This is a genomic window from Varibaculum cambriense, assembly GCF_032557235.1.
Taxonomy (GTDB): Bacteria; Actinomycetota; Actinomycetes; order Actinomycetales; family Actinomycetaceae; genus Varibaculum; species Varibaculum cambriense_C.
On sequence record NZ_JAWGMB010000001.1, the window covers coordinates 360,403 to 384,202 of the forward strand.

18 protein-coding genes and 1 tRNA gene are annotated in these 23,800 nt (G+C 53.8%); 7 read left to right on the forward strand and 12 right to left on the reverse strand.

All coding sequences use genetic code 11. The annotated features are described in order from the left end of the window. Positions 1-217 precede the first annotated feature (217 nt). From E6072_RS01505 to E6072_RS01515, 3 genes are all read right to left on the reverse strand, one after another. Positions 218-1,081 (reverse strand): sugar phosphate isomerase/epimerase, encoded by an 864-nt coding sequence (locus tag E6072_RS01505; RefSeq protein WP_316693277.1) that lies wholly within the window; start codon positions 1,079-1,081, stop codon positions 218-220. Between the two features lie 142 nt (positions 1,082-1,223). After that, complete coding sequence (gene iolG, locus E6072_RS01510) at positions 1,224-2,216, reverse strand: inositol 2-dehydrogenase (protein WP_316693278.1); 993 nt, start codon at positions 2,214-2,216, stop codon at positions 1,224-1,226. Between the two features lie 230 nt (positions 2,217-2,446). After that, positions 2,447-2,716: a cell division protein CrgA gene (locus E6072_RS01515; RefSeq protein WP_316693279.1), complete on the reverse strand. Its 270-nt coding sequence runs from the start codon at positions 2,714-2,716 to the stop codon at positions 2,447-2,449. 153 nt (positions 2,717-2,869) lie between these two features. Between E6072_RS01515 and E6072_RS01520 the strand changes: the two genes are divergently transcribed. Further along, positions 2,870-3,622, forward strand: a complete 753-nt coding sequence (locus tag E6072_RS01520; protein ID WP_316693280.1) for a class E sortase — start codon at positions 2,870-2,872, stop codon at positions 3,620-3,622. Next, positions 3,610-3,804: a hypothetical protein gene (locus tag E6072_RS01525; RefSeq protein WP_316693281.1), complete on the forward strand. Its 195-nt coding sequence runs from the start codon at positions 3,610-3,612 to the stop codon at positions 3,802-3,804. Before E6072_RS01520 ends, E6072_RS01525 begins: the two co-directional genes overlap by 13 nt. A gap of 61 nt (positions 3,805-3,865) precedes the next feature. On the opposite strand, the gene pknB is transcribed toward E6072_RS01525, so the two are convergent. The 7 genes from pknB to E6072_RS01560 all read right to left on the reverse strand — a co-directional run bounded on the left by pknB (position 3,866) and on the right by E6072_RS01560 (position 13,114). After that, positions 3,866-5,689: a Stk1 family PASTA domain-containing Ser/Thr kinase gene (gene pknB, locus E6072_RS01530; protein WP_316693283.1), complete on the reverse strand. Its 1,824-nt coding sequence runs from the start codon at positions 5,687-5,689 to the stop codon at positions 3,866-3,868. Continuing rightward, positions 5,665-7,620, reverse strand: coding sequence for a serine/threonine-protein kinase (locus tag E6072_RS01535; RefSeq protein ID WP_316693284.1), 1,956 nt, complete (start codon positions 7,618-7,620; stop codon positions 5,665-5,667). Before E6072_RS01535 ends, pknB begins: the two co-directional genes overlap by 25 nt. Next, complete coding sequence (locus E6072_RS01540) at positions 7,613-9,085, reverse strand: penicillin-binding transpeptidase domain-containing protein (RefSeq protein ID WP_316693285.1); 1,473 nt, start codon at positions 9,083-9,085, stop codon at positions 7,613-7,615. The genes E6072_RS01535 and E6072_RS01540 overlap by 8 nt, the downstream gene beginning before the upstream one ends. Further along, positions 9,069-10,649 (reverse strand): FtsW/RodA/SpoVE family cell cycle protein, encoded by a 1,581-nt coding sequence (locus E6072_RS01545; protein ID WP_316693286.1) that lies wholly within the window; start codon positions 10,647-10,649, stop codon positions 9,069-9,071. Before E6072_RS01545 ends, E6072_RS01540 begins: the two co-directional genes overlap by 17 nt. 72 nt (positions 10,650-10,721) lie before the next feature. After that, the gene (locus tag E6072_RS01550; protein WP_316693287.1) at positions 10,722-11,912 is read right to left on the reverse strand and encodes a PP2C family serine/threonine-protein phosphatase; all 1,191 of its coding nucleotides are present in this window, start codon (positions 11,910-11,912) and stop codon (positions 10,722-10,724) included. Further along, positions 11,909-12,406 (reverse strand): FHA domain-containing protein, encoded by a 498-nt coding sequence (locus tag E6072_RS01555; protein WP_316693289.1) that lies wholly within the window; start codon positions 12,404-12,406, stop codon positions 11,909-11,911. Before E6072_RS01555 ends, E6072_RS01550 begins: the two co-directional genes overlap by 4 nt. 12 nt (positions 12,407-12,418) lie before the next feature. Beyond that, positions 12,419-13,114: a DUF3662 and FHA domain-containing protein gene (locus tag E6072_RS01560; RefSeq protein WP_238127910.1), complete on the reverse strand. Its 696-nt coding sequence runs from the start codon at positions 13,112-13,114 to the stop codon at positions 12,419-12,421. Between the two features lie 346 nt (positions 13,115-13,460). Between E6072_RS01560 and E6072_RS01565 the strand changes: the two genes are divergently transcribed. Then, positions 13,461-13,546: transfer RNA gene (locus E6072_RS01565), tRNA-Leu, on the forward strand. 3 nt (positions 13,547-13,549) lie between these two features. Here the strand turns inward: E6072_RS01565 and E6072_RS01570 are convergent. Further along, positions 13,550-14,044, reverse strand: coding sequence for a PaaI family thioesterase (locus E6072_RS01570; protein ID WP_316693290.1), 495 nt, complete (start codon positions 14,042-14,044; stop codon positions 13,550-13,552). A 279-nt stretch (positions 14,045-14,323) separates the two neighbouring features. Between E6072_RS01570 and E6072_RS01575 the strand changes: the two genes are divergently transcribed. Further along, positions 14,324-15,652 (forward strand): solute carrier family 23 protein, encoded by a 1,329-nt coding sequence (locus E6072_RS01575; RefSeq protein ID WP_316693336.1) that lies wholly within the window; start codon positions 14,324-14,326, stop codon positions 15,650-15,652. A gap of 3 nt (positions 15,653-15,655) precedes the next feature. Here E6072_RS01575 and E6072_RS01580 read toward each other — a convergent pair whose 3' ends face one another. Further along, positions 15,656-16,318, reverse strand: coding sequence for a LytR C-terminal domain-containing protein (locus E6072_RS01580; protein WP_316693291.1), 663 nt, complete (start codon positions 16,316-16,318; stop codon positions 15,656-15,658). Between the two features lie 106 nt (positions 16,319-16,424). On the opposite strand from E6072_RS01580, the gene E6072_RS01585 reads away from it, so the two are divergent. From E6072_RS01585 to E6072_RS01595, 3 genes are all read left to right on the forward strand, one after another. Beyond that, entirely contained in the window at positions 16,425-18,107 is a 1,683-nt protein-coding gene (locus tag E6072_RS01585) for an ATP-binding cassette domain-containing protein (RefSeq protein ID WP_316693292.1), read from the forward strand. After that, positions 18,104-19,984 (forward strand): thiol reductant ABC exporter subunit CydC, encoded by a 1,881-nt coding sequence (cydC, locus tag E6072_RS01590; protein ID WP_316693294.1) that lies wholly within the window; start codon positions 18,104-18,106, stop codon positions 19,982-19,984. The genes E6072_RS01585 and cydC overlap by 4 nt, the downstream gene beginning before the upstream one ends. A gap of 311 nt (positions 19,985-20,295) precedes the next feature. Then, entirely contained in the window at positions 20,296-23,784 is a 3,489-nt protein-coding gene (locus tag E6072_RS01595; protein ID WP_316693296.1) for a DNA-directed RNA polymerase subunit beta, read from the forward strand. Positions 23,785-23,800: the final 16 nt, after the last annotated feature.

The window sequence follows — 23,800 nt, forward strand, 5'->3', positions numbered from 1 at the left end:
TAACTTGGAAGAGTCGCTAATAGATACGGAAGCCGTTGGAATAGCCAGCTAGAAATAAAAGAATACAGTTTAGGCATAATGCCAGGCGCATAGGCTTAAAAGTAAATGGTTGGGGGTCGCTGGTAGGCGACCCCCAACCATTTACTATTTAAGTTCGGCGCTAGGGGCTGGGGTAATCCTGAGATTGGGATTACCCCAGCTCCTAGTAGTTAGCTCTCTAACCAGCCAGTTTTTGCAGCGCCTGCAAAGACTTCTGTGCATTGGCTTTCGGGCCGCCACCAGCCGGAGGTTCCTCATCAATCATGATGTCTTGTTCCAGCACGTAGTAGCCGTCAAACCCGGCTTTGTCCAGTTCGGACACAATGGTACCGAAATCAATGTCGCCCTCTCCGATGGGGGCAAACATGCCGGCCTTAACTCCTTGCGACCAGGTGATTTCACCAGGCAGCAACTTGTCGGTCATTTCCTTGTGTACGTCTTTGGCGTGGACGATCACGGTGCGAGAGGGGTATTCCTTAACGATTGCCACTGGATCACAGCCGCCACAAATCATATGTCCGGTATCCAGGCACAGGGCTACCTTGGATTCATCCAGCATTTTGCGGATCTCGCTGTCATTTTGAATCATGGTTCCCCAGTGAGGATGCACGCAGGCTTTCACCCCGGCTTCAGCGCAGACATCGCTGATCCGATCCAAGTTTCCGAACAGAGTCTTCCATCCTTCATCATCAAGTACCGGACGGTCATCATAACCGTCACGGCCGGAATCAGCAGCCAGAATCAGGTACTCGCCACCGGCAACTTTAAAGGCTTCAAGCTCTTTCTTTACTGCCGGAATCGGGTCAATCTCGGGGTCGTGCATAATCGCCAGGAAGAAAGCCCCCACCGGCTTCAAATCGTACTTGCTAACTTCTTCGGCGCGAGCGGCGGCCTCAATCGGCAACCAACCCTGCGGGCCGAACTCAGTCGCGGTTAAACCGATTTCCTTCATCTCGGTCAGCACCCGCTCAGGGGTCATCTGGTATCCCCAACCTGGTACTTCACATACACCCCAAGAAATAGGAGCTCCCGCAATCTTCATATTATCCTCCATTGGTATTTATACAGGTAAATAGGGTTTGTTCAACCTGTTTACTTCTTTATCTACTTTTATTGCTGTCTGATAGGACGCCCTGGTTAATGGCGCGTTCTCTGTAATCTTTATTGGATGTCCGCTCGGTAACCTATTGGCCTACTTTGACCGGGCGTTGTTCGCGAGCTGACTTTTCAGCGGCCTCTGCTAGTAACAGCGCTTGAGCCCCATCCTCGATCGAAGGGGTAGGCTTGCCGCCTTCCTTAACTAGCGAAATGAACTGGTTTAACTCAGCCGCATAGGCGTCGGCGTAGCGAGTTAGGAAGAAATCCAGGTACGGTTCGCGGGACAAAGAATAGTTGTCCTTAGAAAGTGACACCGTGGTGGGACGCTGATTGTCGGCATTTAGTTGCCCATCACGGCCGGTTACCTCTAGACGCTGATCATAGCCAGTAGCGCAATGACGATTATTGATAATGGTGGCTACTGCTCCCGACTTGGCAGTTAGTACAATCACTGCGGCGTCATAGTCGTTGCAAGCTGCAATTTCTGGATCTAGGTTCTGTGGGATGGTAGTGACGGTGTCAATGTCCCCCAGCAAGAAACGCGCCATATCGAAATCATGGATGGTCATATCTTTGAAGATTCCCCCGGAAACTTTAATGTAGTCCGCAGGAGGAGCCGCCGGATCGCGTGAAATAATGGTTACCTGTTCAATTTCACCGATCTCGCCCTTATCCATCAGCTCTTTTACCCTCGCGAAGGAGGGATCAAAACGGCGGTTGAAACCCAGCATCACCGTGGGGTCTAGTCCCTTGAGCGCCTCGCGTAGTTCTTCAACTTTCGCGGTTTCCATGGCAACGGGCTTTTCACACAGTGCAGCTTTACCAGATTTAGCAGCGGCGATGATATGAGGAACGTGCAGCGGCGTGGGAGAACCGATGATCACGGCATCAATATCGGGGTTATCCCAAATTTCTTTTTCGTCGGTTACTCCGCGTCCCCCGTATTGTTTAGCGAGTTCGTCAGCCGCTTCTTGGCGGATATCAAAAACTACTTCAAGAGAAGCATCTGGGTTGGCCGCTAGGGTTTTTGCGTGAACGTGCCCGATTCGTCCGGCACCCAGTAATCCAAATTTCAACATAAAACAACTCTGTTCTCTGCAGGGGAGTAACTAAGCTCCCATTCCTTTGTCCTTACAATAAACAAGAATAAAGGAATAAGTCACGAATGTAAATACATAAACAAAAATATTTCGGTAAAACCGATAATCATTTTGCTATGTACAGCGCTATCGGGTAGTGATTACGGGGATACAGGTAGTCGCAAGATAGGAGGACGTGCACGCCCTCCTAGAAAAAATCGAATAAAACGCTACTTCCAACGCAGTAGCATTAAAAAGCCTCCGAAAGCTACGCCTAGACCCAAAGCTAGGTTCCAGTTACCGGCATTGGGGATGGGGTAGGAACCCGAAGAAATGTAGTAAATAACTACAAGTAGCAGGCCAACCAGCATTAACGCTACCGAAAGCGGTGCCCACCAGCTGGGGGAAGGCTTCATATCAGCAGCCCAAGACTTGTTTAACTCCTCTGGCTGTTGTTCGCGGTGGGGCTTAGCGCCTTTACGCTTACGAGACTCCGGCACGAGGTGACCTCCAAAAGTAGGGTTTTACTAGCTAGGTTCATTCTAGTGTTATTGGCGCTGTAGACCTAGTTAGATCCGTTTTCCGGTAAATTAAGTCTAGGATGATACCAGGACATCGCGTCCCGAACCCACAGTAAGCGAACTCGGAAGAATATGAGTAGGAAAACCAAGCAAACGCGGTCAGCGACCAATAACCGTCGGCACCGTTTTGACCCCATAGCAGCTTTCGGAGAGCTGTTAATAATCGTGGGGTTGCTGGCCGGGCTCTTCGCGTTCTGGGACGTTTTTGTCACCGACTGGCAGGTTGCCAGTTATAATCAGAAAGCTTTGACCTCGTTCCAGCAAGCCAATAAATCCTGTCCCAATCGTATTTCTAAAGATGAACGCACCAGCGCTCCGCCCAGCGGGGGAATCAAACAGGAAAATGAAACCCTAGGGGCACTGCATGTTCCGAAATGGAACTATATGGTGATTCCAGTTAAAGAAGGTACCACGCAAACCATTTTGAATACCGGGGCTGCCGGACACTATGAAACGACCGCGCTTCCCGGACAAATCGGAAACTTCTCGGTTGCGGCCCACCGCCGTTCCTTTGGTTCTAACTTCCGCCGCATCGACGTGTTAAAACCCGGGGACACCGTGGTGATGGAGACTGCAAACGAGTGGCTGATCTATAAGGTCAGAGACCACAAGATTGTGCTGCCCACCCAATCGGATGTGATTTTACCGGTGCCAGAAAAACCGGGGGAGCAGCCCAGCGAACGACTAATGACTATGACCACCTGCAACCCGGAGTATGGCAACTGGGAGCGTTATATCGTGCATCTAACTTTCAATCACTGGGTGCCAAGAGATAGCGGCATCCCCAAAGAACTGGCAGAAGGAGGCAACGCATGTGCGGGCTAATCTGGGATCTACTGCCCGGCCCGAAGTGGCTGAAATTCTTGCAGGTAGTGTTGATAATTGCCCTCATCATTATGGCCTGCTTTTGGTGGCTATTCCCCTGGATTTCCCAGACCCTGGATTTAACCGGTACCACAGTGGGTAGCCCCCGAGGATATAGCAGCAGCCAGGCAAGCTGGTTATAAGCTATACAGCACTTGCCGCTAACTGGGTATACTCGCAGCTAGCGGCGATAGGAAGCTAAACCTAAGGGGTAGCGCGGCTCGGGGAAGGATCTGAGCTGGCATTATCTCCCGTTGGCGAGGTAGACGGGGAAGACGAGGGATCAGGTGATGGCGCCGGTGGAGTCTTCGCCACTTTAACCGTGACAGAGCTGCCTACCTTAACCCGTCCCGAAGGATCCACCGCAATGATTTGCCCATTAGGAGCCTCAGTGGTTTCTTCACTGATCGTATTCGTCTGTAAACCTAAGTCAGCGAGGTATTTCAAACCCTCTTCCTGAGTTTTACCAACAACTTGCCCGGAATCGATCGATACGTAACCGGAAGAAAGCACAAGAATAATTTCTTCATCCTTGGTAGCAGAAGAACCCGCTTCCGGAGTGGTACGGATAACCCGATCGGCTGCTACTTTGGAATCGTCCTCGTATTTGACCGAGCCAACCTGCAAACCCGCATCCTCTAAAGCCTTGCGGGCTGCCTCTTGGGTTTGTCCCGAAACATCGGGAACGGTAATTTCAGCAGCACCTGAAGATAGCTGGATAGTAACTGTCGAACCTATATCTACCAGTGACCCCGGTTTAGGATCGGTAGCTGCGACTTTACCTTTGTCTACGGTGTCAGAAGCGATAGTTTGCCCCTGCTCCATAACCAAACCCAGGCCTTCCAAGCTGCGTTGCGCCTCGATAGCACTCATTCCGATAATGTTCTCGGGAATGGCAACTTGTTCGGGTTCCTGGTTCTTATTGGAAGCGATCAGCCACCAAACCACCGCGATGAGGGCGATTGCCGCTAATATTCCAATGACTACTGCCCAAATAGTTTTTTTCTTCTTTTTCTTGCGGGCAATTTCCTTTTCCTCGTCTTCGTTATCCGGATCCTCTTCTAGGATCTGGGACCACTGGGCGGGGGCATAGGAAGTATGGGGGGCAGCAATGCCTTCTGTCGGCGTGGTAACTGGTAGCGGCGGCAGCATTGGGGCAGAAATAGCAGCTCCGGCGGCCGCCCGCACCATATCCGAACGCATAGCCGCCGCATCTTGATATCGTTCCTCGGGCCGCTTAGCTAATGACTTCATCACCATGCGGTCAAGTTCGGGGCTAATATCGGCGGCAATAGCAGAAGGTAGTGGCGGCATTTCGGCTACATGCTGGTAGGCAACCGAAACTGCGGAATCTCCTTTGAAAGGTGCCCGTCCGGTTAGCAGTTCAAATAACATGCAACCACAAGAGTACAGGTCAGAGCGGGTATCTACCGTTTCACCACGTGCCTGCTCGGGGGATAGGTACTGTGCGGTTCCCACCACCGCATCGGTACTGGTCATGGTCTGTCCCGAGTCCTCTAGGGCACGGGCAATCCCAAAATCCATAACCTTGATTTTTCCGCTATTGGTAAGCATCACGTTGCCGGGTTTAATATCCCGGTGGACGAGGCCGCGTTTATGGGAATACTCGAGGGCGTTGAGTACCCCCGACATGATTTCGACGGCCTCGTTAATCGGTACCGGTTGGCCATCAGTGAGGAGTTGGTGCACCGTGTGCCCTTCTACCAGCTCCATTACGATATAGGGGACGTGCACCTCGGTGCCGTCAGGGGCAGTAACTACCTGTTCACCAGTGTCATAGACCTGCACGATGTTTTCATGATTTAAGGAAGCAGACGCCAAAGCCTCGCGCCGAAAACGGGTCAGGAATACCGTGTCCTTTGCCAGGTCTATACGCAGCATTTTTATCGCGACTACCCGCGAGAGCAGGGTGTCGTAGGCCTGGTGCACTTCCGCCATTCCCCCTCTACCAATGAGGGAACGGATTTCGTAGCGTCCTCCGCCTATGCGGTATGGAGATTCTGCCATGGGTCTTCCTTTTGTTCCGAAACTACCATTATTACAGCTTTTTGTTTAGGGATCGCCGGTGTGGGGGCAGCGGAATAAACCAGGCTAGCCCCCAGGCTTAAAGCGGTTACCAGCATCCATAAAATCAGGGTTACTAATGCCAGAAATAGCACAGAATGACGCGTAGCGTTTCCATGTCTAGCTTTGGAAACATCTTGGTTCCACCATTTCCGACTCAAGAAGGGCGCTTTCTCGTAAGGGCGACGTAATCTAGCCACCTGTGCCGCTAAGGGGTCAACCGGTCTGATACCTATCTGGGATTCCAGCCGGCGGCTCCAAGCCGCTAAAGGTGCCGTTAGGGAGGGAGTGGGGGCTGGGGCCGTTGGTGAGGGCGGCGTGGCATAGCGAGGGGGGGCGCTCGCTTTACGCCAGTTAAGCGCTTGCGGTAAGGAACGCAGGCGCTCTAATTGAGAGCGAGGGCGGGAAGCAGAAACTGGAGGTATCAGCGCCGCGAACTCGCGAGGACGTTCGCGCAGACGTACTCGTTGTTGCCAGGATTTGTCGGGCAAAGGTACCGAATCCGGTAGGATTTGGGGAGCCGGAACCGTCCCTCCGGAAAGGTAAAGCATCGGGGAGCCATCTTCTTCTCGGGGAGTGCTCGAGGCGGGCCCAGGCTGCCAGGTGGCACCTTTCGCGGTCGCGGCAGCTGCGGCCGGCTCATCCATATGGGGCGAGGACGCCTGTTGCTCGGAAGCGAGGCTCTCCTGAGTACCGGTGCTGGCAGGTAAAGACGGCGATACTGTCTGATCCAGTTGCGCTATTTCTTCCAGATCCTCTTGCAGATTCTCCAGATCAGCAGGCTCAGCACGTTCAGCACGTTCAGCACGTTCAGCAGGTATCGGATCGGGTGCTTGGTCTGCCACCTCTGCGGGTTCTGTTAGCGTGGCGGCTTCCTCTCCGACCTCGGGAACGCTGTCTTCAGCAGCGGGGGCAGGTAGCGAGTCTCCTACGGAATTAAGTGCCTGTTGAACTTCCGCTAAACGTTGCATTAAGGCATCTGCACTGGTCAGACGTTTTTGAGGTTCTTTTTCTAACAGTTGCATAACCAGTTCACGCAAACTGGGAGCCACAGAATCAGGCAGGGCAGGCACCGGTTTATTGACATGGGCGAAAGCAATATCTACCGGTTTGTCACCGCTGAAGGGGCGTTTGCCGGCTAGAGCTTCATACGCGATAACCCCGAGGGCGTAGAGATCACCTGCGGGAGTAGCTGGTTGTCCCATCGCTTGTTCAGGCGGCAGATACTGCGCGGTACCCATAACCATCCCCGCCTGCGTTAAATTAACTTGCCCCGGAGCCTTAGAAATCCCGAAATCGGTTAGTTTTACTTCTCCCGTGGGAGTAACCATAATGTTGCCCGGTTTGATATCCCGGTGCACAATGCCGGCACCATGTACTGCACTGAGAGCATCAGCTGTCTGGTACAGAACCGATAACAGGAAATCAGTCTCTAAAGTGTGTTCCTGATCCAGGATTTCGGTTAGGGAAACCCCATCTACCAGTTCCATACTGATCCAGCCCAGACCGGCGTCCTCTCCTGAGGCGTGTACCTCCGCTAAGTTCGGGTGATGAACCCGAGAAGCGTTATAGGCTTCAATCTGCAACCGAGACAGGAAAAGCTTTTTACCCGCCAGTTCCGGGCGCAGAATTTTAAGCGCCAGCCTTTCGCCAGTTTTTTCATCCAGCGTCTGCCAAACCTCTCCCATACCGCCAATCGCAAGGCGAGAAAGCAGCAGGTAACGTCCCGAAATCTTCATTCCCACTTTTAAGGAGGCAACCGCTTTTTGCGCGTTGGTGGCTTGCCCGGTAGTAGTCGCTGCCGGTTCCAGAGGAGTTGACATTTCGGCTTCCCCGGCGTGCGGCGGGACAGGTAATACGTGACTATCAGTCATGATTCATCGCCGCCTGTACCACTTGTTTTGCTACCGGTCCGGCAACTGGTCCGCCATGAGGGGTGGGGTTGGAATTATCGCCTTCTACTACTACCGCGAAAGCCAGAGGTAGATTTGGGGTATCTGCCCAGCCCACATACCAGGCATTGGTTTTGTTGCCACCGGTTTGGGCAGTTCCCGTTTTAGCACCCATCTCTACACCGGCAACCCGGCCAGCTTCGCCAGTTCCCTCGGTAACGGTGGCGATCATCATCTGTCGTAGCTGCTCGGCGACCTCTTTAGAGATCGGTTTTCCGAGTTTACCCCCGGAACGATAAGTTCTGGTGGTTTTCCCATCTGACCCCAATTCGGCGGCCACCAGGAAGGGACGCACTTGAGTTCCCTGATTGGCTACCGCTGCGGCTACGGTAGCCATCATTAGCGGTGAGGTGCGCACTTCATATTGCCCGATCGCACTCATCATAGTGGAAGCTACCCCCGGGTCGGAGGAGGGGAAATAAGATTTTTGTACCGGCAGCGGAATCTGTAGATCAGTCTTGGGGTTGAAACCAAAAGCCTCGGTTTTGTCTTTTAATGCCTGATACCCCAAGTCTTGACCGATCTTTGCGAAAGGCGTGTTACAAGAATACGCAAAGGCATAAGTGAAAGTGGGATGGCCATTTCCGCATCTCGTGGATTCAATATTGGAAATTTTGGCGCGCGAGCCGGGCAGTGGAACCGAGACGGGAGCCTCCACGGCGTCCTCGGGAGCGCGGATTTGCTGTTCTAGGGCGGCAGCTGCAGTAATGATTTTAAAAGCCGAACCGGGAGGGTATTCTCCACGCAAAGCCCGATCTAGCATAGGTTTTGACGGGTTTGCCTGCAGCTGCTTTAAGGTCTGTTGTGACTGTTTTTCAGTGCCGGTAGCTAAAGAGCTGGGATTAAACCGCGGGGTAGTAACCGCGGCGAGGATTGCCCCACTCTGATAGTTGATCGCAACTACCGCGCCCTTACGATTACCAAGCGCCTGCGCTGCGGCCTGTTGCATCTGGGGATCAATAGTAAGGAGAATCCCTCCGCCCTTTTGATTCTCGCCCGCTGCATATTTTAGTAACTGGGATAATGCCTGGCTGGAGGCTTCTCCCATTAGTACCGAGTTCTGCAGCCGCTCCATCCCGGTAGCGTTACCTCCCGGGGAAAGATAACCGGTCAGATTGGAGTACAGCGGCGCTTGCTCGGAGTAAACCCGATGGTAACGCTTACGGTAACCGGTAGAGTCTTTCGTGGGCTTTGAAGCCGCGATCGCGTTTTCCCCCACCATAATGGGGCCGCGTTCAATATATTTGGAACGGTAAAAGGCGCGAGAATTCCGTCCATCAGCGTTCAGGGAATCAGCCCCCAGGAATTGGATATAGGTGCACGCCACCATCAAAGATAAAAACATGACAAAGACTACGAAGAAAAGCCGTTTAATCTGTGGATTCATGACGCTCACCTCCCGGAAGTGCTCGCGCAGGGAAACCGGCGTCAGGCTTTGCAGGGCTGGAAAAAGGTTGCGCCGATGAGGTGCGTTTAGCCGGCTCCCCGCTTGGATGGGAAGTAGCGGGGGAGGTAGATGGATAGTTATTACGGCTAGTAGTCTGAGCCTCTAATGAGGCAGCGCGTTTGTCTTGTTGGCGAGCAATTATTGCTTCCAGTTCGGAGGTATCAATAACTCCGCTTTCGGTTCTTACCGGCTGGCGCGCCTCGCTAGATAGGCGCAGTAGCAAGGCCAAGATTACCCAGTTGGCGACCAGCGAAGATCCGCCCGCGGCCACAAAAGGCAAGGTGAGTCCGGTAGAAGGAATTACCCGGGTTAATCCTCCGACTACCACGAACACTTGGAATCCGATGGTGAAAGCAAACCCGGTAGCCAAAAGCTTTCCAAAGCTATCGCGCACGATCAAGGCAGTACGCAGCCCGCGTTCTACGAAAATAAGATAAAGCGTGAGCAGAGCGAGGGAGCCGGTTAGCCCCAGTTCTTCCCCGAGGGAAGCAAAAATAAAATCCGAGTTCGCGAAAGGGGTTAGGGAGGGCGAACCTTGCGCCCAACCGGTACCAAGAATACCGCCGTCAGCCATCCCAAATAGCCCGGAGACCAACTGTCCCGAACCCCCGATGGGGCGGGAATAGATTTCTGGATCGAGGGCGTGGAGCCAGACATCAATACGGGCTTGCACATGCGAAAACAGACGGGAAGCTAAGAACACTGCGGGTGCGAATAGGATCGCTCCGATTAGCAGCCAGGAAGTCTGATTGGTGGCCACATACAGCATGGCTACGAATAAACCGAAGATTAGCAGGGAAGTACCCAAATCTCGCTCGAATACCAAAATCAAAATGGAGGCTGCCCACACCACCAGGAGGGGACCGAGATCCCGTAGGCGCGGCAGGCGCATTCCCAGCAGCGATTTTCCACCTTGGATTAAGGCTTCCCGCCGGGTAGTTAAATATCCGGCGAAGAAAACTGCCAAACAAATTTTGGCGACCTCGGAAGGTTGTATCGAAAATCCGATGTTAATCCAGATACGAGCGCCATTGATGCTGCGTCCGATAACCGGTGCTAAGGGCAGCAGTAACAGCACAATTGCCAGCAGCATTGACAGGTAGGTGTAGTTACGCAGCTTGCGATAGTCACGAACTACCGCCAGCGTAATCACCATCAAAACTACGCCTATCAGGGTAAATAATGCTTGTTTGAAGCCTACATACAGGATGGAATCTGGGCCATATGCCAAATCTAGGCGGTAAATCATCACCAACCCGATACCATTTAAAGCCAAAACTGCAGGTAAAAGTACTGGGTCAGCGTAGGGAGCGAGGAAACGAACCGCCAGGTGAGTGGCGAGGGCGAAGGCTCCCAGGACGCACATATGCAATACGAAGGAAGTGGGCAGTGCCCCGGTGCGGTTAACATTTATCGAGAAATACCCCAAGAAACACATCGCCAGGGCTATCACTATTAGCAATAGTTCCGCCAGCCGGCCAGTAGGGTGTTTAATCTTTGGCACCGGTACATTACCCCCTTCCTATATCTGCTCTCTCATCTTGATAGTTCGATTTTTTTGATGGCTACTGGTCAGTTAGGAGTTACTAGCTGAGCTTGCTGAGGAAGTTTCAGCGGTTGGAGATGCTTCCGATTCTTGCTTGGTTTCCTCTGTGGTAGCAGCCGGGGATTTAGTTTCGGAAATTGAAGTTGACGTGGCCGGCGGGGTGGGAGTGGGTCGTTCCGACATGCCATACCACACAGCAGTGGCAAAGAGCGCTAGCAGGACGATCATCCCCACAATCACGCCGATGATTCTTCCCCAGCGATATTTGGGGGCAGAGTCTTCCTCAGTTAAAGATTCCGTCGGTATTGCCGCCCGCGCCTGACTAAAAGAATCGTCCTCGTCCTCGGTATCTGTTTGATCTTGACCGGCACTATCGGATTCGTCCTGGTCGTCGCTGACCGCTTCGTCGCCGGGGTTTTCTGCTTGTTGGCTACGCAGCTTAGCCAGCCGGTCGGTAGCGGCCGCTCCCACGATCTGAGGTTCTTGTGCTTGCGGATCCTCGACAATGTCGGCAACCACGCAAGTGATATTGTCTGGCCCGCCTGCTTTTAGCGCTAGCTCTACTAAAGTTTCACAGGCCTGTTGAGGGGTTTCGCTGCGATAGAGCATTTTGCCGATGGTTTGACCGGATACGAAGCCACATAGCCCGTCAGAACACAGTAACCAGCGGTCACCTACGGTGAAGTCGGGTTGGGATTCATCGAGAGTAACGTCCTCTTGGGAATCTCCGAGCACTCGCAATAGCACGGAGCGTTGAGGATGATTCTCAGCTTGTTCAGGGGTGAGTTGTCCCGTGTCTACCAGGTATTGTACGAAAGAATGATCATTGGTCATTTGCCGCAATTCTCCGCCGCGCAAACGGTAGGCACGAGAATCCCCAATATGGGTCATAGTGATAGCGTTTTGGCTGCGACGAATCGCGATACAAGTGGTACCGAGACCGGCTAATGCCGGATCTTGGGTGGAGCGTTCGCACAGCTCCTGGTGTGCCTGGGATATTGCTTCCCGCAGGCTTTCTAGAGCCTCTTCGGGGTTATCGGCTTCGTTATCGAGGGAGCGTAAATGATCAATCGCAATCGAGGAGGCAATATCGCCCCCGGCCGGCCCGCCCATCCCATCTGCTAAGACCAGCAGGTTAGGTCCGGCGTAACCGGAATCCTGGTTAGATTGGCGGATCTTGCCGATATTAGACAGGGCGGCATAGTTGAATCCGATGCTCATCTAGTTAACTCCATTGTTGTTTGTCCAATCCGCACTACCATTCCCAGCTCTAAAAGCTGAGCACTGGTGAGACGGTTGTTGTCAATGAACGTTCCGTTCGTTGAGTTTAAATCCTCGATAAACCATTGCCCGTCACGGTAATAAATGCGGGCATGTCGATTGGAGGCGTAAGAATCCTGCAGAGGCACCGTGCAGTCCCCGGAGCGCCCTAAGAGGATCGGTTGTCCATCCAGTTTTAACCGATTTCCGGCTAAGACACCCCCCGTGAAAGCTAAGTAGCGAGGACGACCCCCTCGTTTGCTTTTACGAGGTTTAGACTGTTTCGGTTCCGCTTGCCGGCTGGCTTTGCGCGAGCGGCTGGTTGGGGTTTTTGCGGAGGCGGTGGCGGCCAGGGAAATATCGCGGCGTAACACTATCGCTAATCCGATAACTAGCAGCCACAATAGGGCTACGAAACCGAATCGTAAAATAGTGTATAAAAGTCCAACCGCCACGATTATCGCCTACTATTCATCCGCGCTTGAAGTCCAAAATAGCAGGTGGGTCCGGCCGATCGTTAGTTCGTTACCGTCTAAGAGAGTGGCGGCACTGATGCGATGCCCCTCTACATAAGATCCGTTAGTCGACCCCAGATCGGTAGCGATTACCCCTTGGGGAGTAATCCGAAGTTCTAGGTGACGTCGGGATACTCCGGGATCGTGGACTACGATATCGGCTTCCGATCCGCGACCGATCACCGTGACCGGCTCGGTGAGTAGCCACTGTTGCCCCTCAATGTCAATGATCGGATGGGAGGGGCTGGCGCCGGCGGTAGTTACCGGTGCTGCCGGCCCGCGGCGGATCGAGTTATCGATTTTCAGCTCCCCTAGCGGGTGGTCACCGGCAGAGAACACTACTTCTACCGGGCCGACAAACACGTAGCTTTGTTCGGTGGCATACGCGGTAGCATCTTGGGCGAGTTCTTGCGAAAGCACCTGTGAGTTAGCCGCCATCACCGATTCATAGTCTTTTTGGTTGAGTAACACCTGGTATTCGTTCGGTACCACCACCCGGCCGTCACTTAAGGTGGCGCGGGAGTTATCCATGCTCTCACGAATAGCCGTTTTTACATCCACGGCTTTAATCGAGCTGGCGAACATCTTCGAAAAAGGGGCGTTTACCCCCAAAGAAACGGCTTTTTCGAAGCGGTCAACCACTCCCATATTTTCGTCCTCTCCTGTAAATCGTAGAATCTACGGTCACTGCCTCCGGCTCGCTGTTTTACGCAGCCGGACATTGTCGGTGCTAACTGCGCGCAGTAGACATACCTAAGTTCAAGGTTAATCGAAAATTCACTAATAAGTATTATCCCAGGGTTAATAGGACGAATTTATAGCAACTTGTTAGGGGCTAAAAGTTGCCGTCAGGTGGCAATGTTTATCCTCGGCAGAGGAAAAACAGAATTATTACTTGTGAAACGTAACGCCTTTTGCTCCTGGGCTTGCTCCCGCCTTTGGTTTCAGGGTAGATTTCTATTCGTCGGTTAACGCTTCCGGGCGTTAATCTCAAGCGCAAGTGGCGGAATTGGTAGACGCGCACGGTTCAGGTCCGTGTGCCCTTTACCGGGCATGGGGGTTCAAGTCCCCCCTTGCGCACCGTTAGTCATCTACGAAGGCGCAGGTGTGGGTGCCGGAGGCAGTAAGCTTGCCGTCCTCGGAAAATATCTTTAAGAAATAGGTCGCTAGGGTGCGCCCGCTTTGCGCTAAAGTTGCCACGCAATAAACCCGCCCCGCGACGGCCGGACGATGGTGGGTGACAAAGATATTTGACCCTACCGCGTGTTTGCCTTCCGGAGCCACATAGTTAGCAGCCAAAGACCCGGTAGTTTCTCCCAACACCGCATTCGCTCCACCATGCAACACGCCCAGGGTTTGGCGGTTACCCTCTACCGGCAGGGAGCAAACCATTAAATCTGCGCCCAAGTGGTGAAAACGGATACCCATCGACTCAATAAGCTGTGCCTTAGCCGAGGGACACTTGTCGGAAACATCCGGCAGAGACTGCAAGAACCGGGAGGTTTGCTCGGGATCGGTCAAATCCGGCAAAGCAATCGGGTCGTCAACTTCGTCGCGGTAAACCAGCTTCTTCGTCATACCCCTAGTTTAAGGCCTGCCAGTTACCGGCTTCGAGAGGGCGAAATCACCTCAACTTTTATTAACAGGGGCTAGAGGAATAAAGTTAAGTTCTGACCGTAAAACTCAAGTAGACCCTAGCCCGCAAAAGGGCAGAGTCTCCTAGCTGATAGGGACGAAATGTCTAATAACGATCAGAATCCCCAACCAATCTCTCCCCAACAATCCCCGAAAAAGTCTCCCCGTGGTTTGTGGAAACTTCACGGTGATGGCCGCTCTATCGGCCCGGGTGAAGTGGTAATGCCCCGCGAGAGACTTTCCTGGCCGCGCACCATCGGCATCGGCACCCAGCACGTAGTCGCCATGTTTGGCGCCACCTTCCTGGTGCCACTACTAACCGGCTTTCCGCCTAACACCACCCTGTTCTTTACCGCGATCGGAACCTTGCTATTCGCGCTGGTAACCGCCGGTAAACTCCCTTCCTATTTGGGGTCGTCCTTTGCGTTAATCGCCCCGATTACCGCGGTATCGGCTCAGTACGGGCAGTCAGCGGCGCTCGGCGGAGTCATTAGCGTCGGGGTAACTTTGGCGCTGATCGGGGTAATAGTTCATTTTGCGGGCACGCTCTGGATAGACCGCATCATGCCGCCTACTGTAACCGGATGTATCGTGGCTCTGATCGGCTTCAACCTGGCTCCGGCGGCCTGGAATTGGTTTAAAGAGGGCGCGGTTACGGCAGTCATTACCGTCACCTCCATCGTGCTCATCACCGTCCTGTTCAAAGGCATTATCGGCCGTCTATCTATTTTGATTGGCGTAGGGGTGGGCTATATTGCGGCGGTAGTTCAGCATGAAGTTGACTTCAAAGCCATCGGCGAGGCCGCCTGGATTGGCCTGCCCGAATTCCATAGTCCTTCTTTTGAGCCCTCTACCTTGGGGCTCTTTATCCCGGTAGTGTTGGTTTTGGTGGCTGAAAATGTCGGTCACGTGAAATCGGTATCCGCCATGACCGGGGAAAATCTTGACCATTTGACCGGACGCGCCCTCTTTGCTGACGGGGTTTCTACCGTATTTGCCGGTTGCGGTGGCGGTAGCGCTACCACCACCTATGCAGAAAACATTGGGGTAATGGCCGCTACTCGCGTCTACTCTACTGCCGCCTATATCGTGGCTGCTTTCGTGGCTTTGGCACTATCCATGTTCCCCAAGTTTGGGGCGGCAATCGCTACGATTCCTCCCGGGGTGCTCGGCGGAGCTGCTACCGTTCTCTACGGCATGATCGGGATGTTGGGCGTGCGGATCTGGGTGCAAAACAAGGTTGATTTCGCCGACCCGGTGAATCTCAATACCGCCGCGGTCGCCATGATTATTGCTATCGCTGACTACACTTGGCAGATTGGCTCCCTCACCTTTAATGGTATTGCTTTGGGTTCGGCCGCCGCGATCGTGGTGTACCACGTGATGCGGGGGATTTCGAAGGCGCGCGGTACCTTCCTCGAACAGGCCTCTCCAGCTTCCGTGCCGGCAGGTACGGATCTAGAGTCCCGCTCCTATGAAAAACGGGTAGCGCACATGTCAGAATCCCTAAATCCGAAAGCAGCTGAGGATTCGGGGAAGCAACAGTCCTAACGCCTAGGCGATCTGCACTAGTTTGCAGCCTTCCATCTCGTCAAGATCGTTATGCGCCTGTTCCTTAAACTCTTCGGGGCTAACCATATCGGTGTAGCGAGATCCAATAGTTACGGTCACATCCGAGGTAGGGCGAGGATCTAGAATAACCTCTGCTTCCTCAAAGGCGCGTGCCAAAGTGTAGGCAACGTTCACCCCGGTGGGGCCGGTAACTATCCGGATGTTGCCCTCATAGGAACCGGAACTGATATTCCCAGTGTCTTTGACCGGAACTCCGCGTTCTTTAAGCCCCTTGGCTACTTTCCCGGCCAGGCCGGAAACATCGGTGCCATTGACCACATGGATCTCCATTTTGTCTAAGGGAACCGCTTTTTCCGAGGTCGGGCAGGGAACGTCTCCCGCCTGGGCATATTGGGGTGCCTGTTTAAAGTCGTTGAAGAAGGGGAAGGGTAAAATCCCGAACCCAATCAAAATGGATAGTACCAGCAGTCCGGCCATCACCGAACCGATAACGGTGAAAACCATAGTTTCGCGTTGTTGACGGCGCCGCACATAGCGCTGATGAGGGGTAAGGTCTGCCAGCGGGTCTACTTTTTCAGGATTTGCTGCCAGATCCGGTTGCTGCGGGTTCCCACCGCTGTTGGGGCTCACCTGGGTTTTACTCATGGTTGTTACTTTACCTCCCTTAGCCTTAGGGCATCGTTGGCGGGTACGTTTTAGACGCTAAAACTAGTAAAGTAAAGCCAAGCAAACCACTGAGCTAGAGGATCATATGGCGAAAAAACTGTCACTTTCCCGTCCGGCGGGGACAGTCGCGATTATTGCTAGTGTGATCCTCACCTTGATCTCGGTGGTGTTGGCGGCCGGTTTCATAGTTTTGCTAGGTTACGCCTTGTCGCACGCATTTTCCGGGAAGAGCCTTTCGGGTATATTGGGCGGGCTAATCTTTGCGGCTGTGGTGCTGGGGGGATGTGAAGCCACCCGGATTAGTATCGAACAGCATTCTATCTATAAAGAACAGCAGGCTTTGCAGTCGCGGCTGCTGCTAGATTTTTTCCGGCAAGGATCGGGGGTATTAGCTTCCCGGAGCGCCGGATCCCTAATAGATATGATGACGTCCGGTACTGAGAAAATTCAGCGGTACCGCCAGGCTTTCCTGGGTTCCATGATCGGGGCGATGGTGAGTCCGTTACTGGTGCTGACGATAATGGCGTTGTTCGTCGACCCCTGGTGTGCCTTGGTGTTACTGGGGTTTGTACCGCTAGTGCCAGCAATTATTTTTGGGTTTTCAAAACTAACCCGGAAAGTTTCGAGCAGCTCGCGGCGGCGGCGTAATCAGCTCGCAGCCTCCTATCTGGATGCGCTTTCCGGTTTAGAAACTTTGACACTGCTAGGAGCCGCTGACTTAAAGGGGCAGCAGCTAGCCCAGGTAGGGGAAGAAAATCGGCTGTCCACGATGCGCCTGCTGGCTGCCAATCAACTAATCTTGCTGGTCATTGACCTGGGATTCAATCTTTTGCTCCTTACTGTCGGGTTTGCGCTCACCCTGTGGAAGGTAATCAATGGTGCTTGGGGTAGCGATATTACGGTGATCGCTCCGGTGGTTTCCATGGTGGGGTTAACTTTGCTGCTCTTAGAGCCGATGAACAAAATCGGATCCTTCTTCTACGTGGGGATGGCGGGAATGGCGAATCAACGTCTAGTACGCGCCTTTTTAAGTGGCAAGGCTCCCTCCCGTGGTCAAGACGGGGACGCCAGTTCCGATAAAGCGCAGGTAGTAGCGCACTCTGACACTTTCCTCTCGCTGCAGGATCTCACTTTTGCATATCCCGAGGGCGATCCCGTGCTCCAGAGCCTGGATTTAGAGATAAAACCAGGGGAGTGGGTGGCGATTTGCGGTCCTTCCGGAGCCGGAAAATCCACCCTGATTGAAATACTTAAAGGTAATCTCTTGCCCAGCCAAGGAGCCTATTATCTGCAAGGACGCGCCCTCGACGCTAACAGTAGCGCTTGGTTTGCAGACCAGTCGGCGCTAGTCCAACAGCACACCTGGATTTTTACTGGCACGATCCGCTCCAATCTGATGATGGTAGCTCCCCGCGCCAGTGAAGAGCGCCTATGGGAATGCCTGGAAAAAGTAGGACTAGCCGCAGAAGTTCGCGCTTTTGCACAAGGACTAGATACCCCAGTAGGCGAGGACGGCTATGCCCTATCGGGCGGGCAAGCCCAGCGCTTATCTTTAGCGCGGGCATTACTGTCCGAACGAGAACTATTGCTCCTGGATGAGGCAACTTCGCAGATAGATTTAGAGTCTGAGGCGGCGATTACCCAGGCGCTCGCGGAAGTTGCGAAAGAAAAAACTATCGTGCTGCTCACGCATCGTGCCAGTGCCCTGGAATTTGCTGACCGCGTGCTGTACCTCCAAGATGGCGCTTTAAAGGAGGTAGTGCGGTGAAGAAACTCCCGGAGCTTATAAAGTATCTGCGCCCTGCTAAAGAGGACGGCGAAAACCTGCGCCCACCTGTAAAAACCGGCAGGGAAGCGGATCAGCCAGCAGTGGGAAAGCGCCAATTGATCAACTGGCTATTACACCTGGCTCGTCCCGTGTTAAAACCCTTATATCTATCGGCGGTGGCACGCCTACTAGATCAGGCTTTCGGTATCGCGCTTATTGCTTTTGGGGTATACCGTATCGGCGCGGCAATTGTAGAAATCGCTGGTGGCACCGCCTTGAGTTCGGCTTACCTGTGGGTGAGCGTAGGGGTGCTGGCGGTTTTAGCGCTACTGAAAGCAGTTTTTCGTTACCTGGAACAGTTCACCGGACACTATGTGGCCTTTAAGGCTCTAGAGATTTTGCGGCAAGAAATGTTTAGGCGCCTGGTGCCGCAATCCCCGGCTTGTATGGTGGGGGCAAAAAGCGGCGATTTACTCACCCGAATCACCGCCGATATTGATCGCATCGAAGTGTTTTTTGCACACACCTTGGTTCCTGCCGCCACTGCCTTGATCATCCCCGTAGCGGTCTCGATTCTGGCCGGGTTTTTAGTTTCTCCCCTTAGTGGGGTTTTGCTATTCCTGGTTTACCTGGTGACTTTGCTGTGTTTAATGCTGCTAGGAGGCGGGGAAGGCAACCAGGCTGCGGATGCAGTCGGGAAAGCTAAAGGTCAAGTTGCTCAATCGGTGACCGACTCGGTGAACGGGATTAGTGAGGTCACCGGCTACGGTTTGCAGCGGGCGCGCATTACTCAACTTGAGCGCTATATGTCGATTGTAGGTGCCTGCGCGCGCCCTTTGACTTCGCTGCAGGCTTTACGCCGGGGTCTAACCCAAAGCGGAATGTACCTAGCAGCGCTGGCGTCCGTCTGGGTAGGAATGCCTTCACCAGGTGATTTAGCTGCGATTCCCGCCGCCCTGGCCGCAACCTTTGCGGTAATGCGTTCTTGGGAAGTGTGTCGCGGGGTGGAAGATTTCTCTACCCACCTGGACAATACTTTCGCTGCCGCCCGTCGGGTTTGGCAGGTGGCGAACTCTGCTCCTCAGGTCGACACCGGCGGAAACAAGCTGCCCGCGCAGCCTTTTCCGATTATTTTCGAGGACGTGTCTTTCACCTATCCCCAAAGCGGAAAGCAGGCATCCTCCCAGCAGACCCTGCAAAATATTTCCTTTACCATTCCCGCCGGTTCCTGGACTGCTATCTGTGGAGCTACCGGGAGCGGAAAATCAACTTTGGCGAGGCTGCTACTGCGCTACTGGGATGTCGATAGCGGGCAGATTCTGCTGGGAGATTCGCCGTTGCCGCAGCTAGATCCGCAAGCTATTCGCCTCGCGATTCCTCTGGTTACCCAGCGGATTCATATTTTTTCGGCCTCGATTGCCGAAAATCTGCGGTTAGGCCAACCCGATGCCAGCGAGGAACAGCTGTGGCAAGTGTTAAAAACGGTGGAGCTAGATCAGACTATTAAGGGGTTACCTGCAGGTTTAAATACTCGCGTAGGTAGATATGGTGGGGCACTGTCAGGGGGACAGCGGCAAAGACTATCTTTGGCGAGGGCGCTGCTGACTGACTCTCCAGTCTTGGTGTTAGATGAGTTCACCGCCCATTTGGAGCCAGCATTAGCGGCGCGGATCCGCCACCGGTTGCGGCAGATACGTCCTGAGTCAACCATTATTGAAATCACTCACGCCCTGCGGCAAGTAGAAGAAGCCGACCAAGTGCTGGTGCTTTCTGGGGGCAAGCTGGCAGAAGCAGGAGAGCCGAAGCAGTTGCTCGCGCAAGCGGGGGAACTGGCGAAGCTATATACCCATGAAAAGGAAGCAGACTTTACGTTGTAGACCGGAAGGCCGAAAACAGGGGAGAGTGCACTGCCAGACACCCCACGCGGAACCTCAAAAATAGTATTTTGCTCCCTCCGCAGCCCGAAAACCGGGAAGAAAGCTGTGAAAATGCGCACGTCCTCGCCTGACATGTGGCATAATGAGCGCTTTCAAACTAGCATTAATACTTGCGTTTGCCGTAGCCCGATGTGGTCTGGTCTGTTGATTCGCCCTAAAAATGCGCAAGGCGATCGGAAGAACAACCAGCGCCCGGAAGGGGCCGGAAACCAGAAATTCGCGCGAAGTTACGTCGTCCGAAAGGAATCCTTTTGGCTGCTGAAACCGCATCCGCCAATAAGCCCTCTCGCCTGTCGTTTGCAAAACTGCAGGAAGTTATGGCTCCTCCGAATCTGCTTGACATTCAAAGGAAATCTTTTGAATGGCTCTTAGGCACCCCTCAGTGGCGCGAGAGTGCAGAAGAAAAAGCAAAAGCGACCCATCGCACCGATCCGGTGTTGTCGGGGTTAGAGGAAGTTTTTGAAGAAATTTCTCCGATCCAAGACTTCGCTGGCTCCATGTCGCTGTCGTTTTCCGACCCCAAGTTTGAGCCCCCCAAGTATTCCATTGAAGAATGCAAAGCCAAGGATTACACCTATGCGGCTCCCATCTTCGTAACCGCGGAATACATGAATGAAAACACCGGCGAAATTAAATCGCAGACCGTGTTTATGGGGGATTTCCCGCTGATGACTCCGCGGGCAACCTTTATTATTAACGGTACCGAGCGGGTGGTCGTCTCTCAGCTGGTGCGCTCTCCTGGCGTCTACTTCGAAAAAGTCGCCGACAAGACTTCAGACAAGGACATCTACGGCTGTAAGTTCATTCCTTCCCGGGGTGCCTGGCTCGAGCTAGAGATCGACAAACGCGAAAACGTAGGTATCCGCATCGACCGGCGCCGGAAACAGTCCGGCACCATTTTCCTGCGTGCCCTGGGTATGACCGCGGAAGAAATCCGCGAAGAGTTCAAAGACTATCCGATCATGCTTTCCACCTTGGAAAAAGATTCGGATAACATTCAGTCCACCGATGATGCCCGGGCAGATATTTACCGCAAGATCCGCCCCGGCGAACCGGCTAGCGCAGAAGCCGGCCGTAACTTGATTGAAGGTTTCTACTTCAACCCCAAGCGTTATGACCTGGCCAAAGTCGGTCGCTACAAGGTTAACCGGAAACTGGGTCTTACCAGTGATATCCACGCCTCCACTTTGACGCTGGACGATATTATCGCTGGTTTCAAATACCTATTGGCGCTGCAAAAAGGCGACCAGACGGTGTCGGCCACCAACGAGGATGGCGAAATCATTGATGTGCGGGTAGAAACCGACGATATCGATCATTTCGGTAACCGCCGGATTCGCGCAGTGGGCGAACTAATCCAGGCTCAGATTCGCACCGGGCTTTCCCGGATGGAACGCGTGGTACGCGAACGCATGACCACCCAGGACGCGGAGGCTATCACCCCGCAGTCGCTGATTAACATTCGTCCGGTAGTGGCCGCGATCAAAGAATTCTTTGGTACTTCGCAGCTGTCCCAGTTCATGGATCAAAACAACCCGCTTTCGGGGCTAACCCACAAGCGGCGCCTGTCCGCACTCGGGCCGGGCGGTCTTTCTCGCGACCGCGCCGGCATGGAAGTTCGCGACGTGCACCCGTCCCACTATGGCCGGATGTGTCCGATTGAATCTCCGGAAGGCCCGAACATTGGTCTGATCGGTTCGCTGGCAACCTACGCACGCTTAAACTCCTTCGGGTTTATTGAAACCCCCTATCGGGTAGTTAAAGACGGGAAAGTCACCGACGAGGTTCACTACCTAAGCGCTGACGAAGAGGCCGGTTACAATATTGCCCAGGCTTCAGCTCCGTTAAATGATGACGGTTCTTTTGCTGAAGAGTTGGTGCTGTGCAGAATTGCCGGGGAAGACCCGCAGGAAATGCGGCGCGAAGAAGTAGACTTCATGGACGTTTCGGCGCGGCAAATGACTTCAGTCGCTGCCGCCCTGATTCCGTTCCTAGAACACGATGACGCCAACCGGGCCCTCATGGGTGCCAACATGCAGCGCCAAGCAGTTCCCTTGCTGACCACCGAAGCTCCGCTAGTGGGTACCGGTATGGAACAGCGTACCGCAATGGATGCGGGCGAAGCGATAGTTAGCGACCATGCCGGGGTAGTAGTAGAAGCCGATGCGGCGCATGTACAGCTAATGTGCGATGACGGCTCCTACTTCACCTATAACTTAGACAAGTTCCACCGCTCCAACCCCGGTAACTGCTACAACCAGCATGTACGGGTGGCTGCCGGTGACCGGGTAGAGATCGGGGATCTGATCGCTGACGGCCCGGCAACCGATCATGGGGAACTAGCCTTGGGTAAGAACCTGCTGGTTGCCTACATGTCATGGGAAGGTCTCAACTACGAGGACGCGATCATTCTGTCCCGCCGGGTAGTCCAAGATGACGTGCTCACTTCGATCCATATCGAAGAACACGAAATCGATGCCCGCGAAACTAAGCTGGGTCTAGAAGAAATCACTCGCGATATTCCTAATATTTCCGAGGACGCCCTATCTGACCTGGACGAACGCGGTATTATCCGTATCGGCGCCGAGGTACAGGCTGGCGATATTTTGGTCGGGAAAGTAACCCCGAAGGGTGAAACCGAGCTGACCAGTGAGGAGCGCCTGCTGCGCGCCATCTTCGGGGAGAAAGCCCGCGAGGTGCGGGACACTTCTCTGCGTGTGCCGCACGGCGAAACCGGGATTGTGATCGGGGTTCGCGAGTTTAATGATGAAGACGACGAACTACCTCCCGGGGTAAAACACATGGTGCGCGTATATGTCGCGCAGCGCCGTAAGATCACCATTGGCGATAAGATGGCTGGTCGTCACGGTAACAAGGGTGTGGTTTCCAAGATTCTGCCAATCGAAGATATGCCTTTCTTAGAGGATGGCACCCCGGTTGACATTATTTTGAACCCCATGGGTGTGCCTGGCCGTATGAACATCGGGCAGGTACTGGAGTTCCACTTGGGCTGGATCGCTCATCAGGGTTGGGATACTTCCCTGCTGGCAGAAGAAGGCGCCAAGTGGATTGAGAAACTACCTAAGGAAGGCCTGCAAGCTCCGGCCGGTCAAAAGGTGGCCACCCCGGTATTCGACGGTGTGGAAGAGGACGTGCTGACCGGTCTGCTCAGTTGCACCCGCCCGAACGCGGATGGGGATCGCCTCATCAATGCGGACGGTAAAGCGCAATTATTTGATGGGCGCAGCGGTGAACCGTTCCCCTACCCGATTTCGGTGGGCTACAAGTACATGCTGAAGCTGCACCACCTGGTAGATGACAAGATTCACGCTCGTTCCACCGGTCCTTACTCGATGATTACGCAGCAGCCTTTGGGTGGTAAAGCCCAGTTCGGTGGCCAGCGTTTCGGGGAGATGGAAGTGTGGGCGATGGAGGCCTATGGCGCCGCCTATTCGCTGCAGGAACTGCTCACCGTGAAATCGGATGATATTACCGGCCGCGTAAAGGTCTATGAGGCGATTGTTAAGGGCGAGGATATTCCGCAGCCTGGCATTCCGGAATCGTTCCGCGTCCTCATACAAGAAATGCGCTCCCTCTGCCTGAATGTGGAGGCCTTAGACGCCGAAGATAATGTGGTGTCCCTGGCTGAAGACGATGACGGTGCTGAGCGCGCCAGCGAAGAGTTGGGGATCAATATTGGCTCGCGGCCAAACCCCAATGTTTCTTTGGAAGAAATCTAGGCAGCAGGGAAGAGAA

Bases quoted from the DNA above. Each gene is read 5' to 3' on its own strand.
- E6072_RS01560 (WP_238127910.1), bottom strand. From the start codon at position 13,114: ATGGGAGTGGTTGACCGCTTCGAAAAAGCCGTTTCTTTGGGGGTAAAC.
- E6072_RS01575 (WP_316693336.1), top strand. From the start codon at position 14,324: ATGCCCCGCGAGAGACTTTCCTGGCCGCGCACCATCGGCATCGGCACC.
- E6072_RS01550 (WP_316693287.1), bottom strand. From the start codon at position 11,912: ATGAGCATCGGATTCAACTATGCCGCCCTGTCTAATATCGGCAAGATC.
- E6072_RS01540 (WP_316693285.1), bottom strand. From the start codon at position 9,085: ATGAATCCACAGATTAAACGGCTTTTCTTCGTAGTCTTTGTCATGTTT.
- E6072_RS01505 (WP_316693277.1), bottom strand. From the start codon at position 1,081: ATGAAGATTGCGGGAGCTCCTATTTCTTGGGGTGTATGTGAAGTACCA.
- E6072_RS01585 (WP_316693292.1), top strand. From the start codon at position 16,425: ATGGCGAAAAAACTGTCACTTTCCCGTCCGGCGGGGACAGTCGCGATT.
- E6072_RS01525 (WP_316693281.1), top strand. From the start codon at position 3,610: ATGTGCGGGCTAATCTGGGATCTACTGCCCGGCCCGAAGTGGCTGAAA.
- E6072_RS01520 (WP_316693280.1), top strand. From the start codon at position 2,870: ATGAGTAGGAAAACCAAGCAAACGCGGTCAGCGACCAATAACCGTCGG.
- E6072_RS01580 (WP_316693291.1), bottom strand. From the start codon at position 16,318: ATGAGTAAAACCCAGGTGAGCCCCAACAGCGGTGGGAACCCGCAGCAA.
- iolG (WP_316693278.1), bottom strand. From the start codon at position 2,216: ATGTTGAAATTTGGATTACTGGGTGCCGGACGAATCGGGCACGTTCAC.
- pknB (WP_316693283.1), bottom strand. From the start codon at position 5,689: ATGGCAGAATCTCCATACCGCATAGGCGGAGGACGCTACGAAATCCGT.
- E6072_RS01535 (WP_316693284.1), bottom strand. From the start codon at position 7,620: ATGACTGATAGTCACGTATTACCTGTCCCGCCGCACGCCGGGGAAGCC.
- E6072_RS01570 (WP_316693290.1), bottom strand. From the start codon at position 14,044: ATGACGAAGAAGCTGGTTTACCGCGACGAAGTTGACGACCCGATTGCT.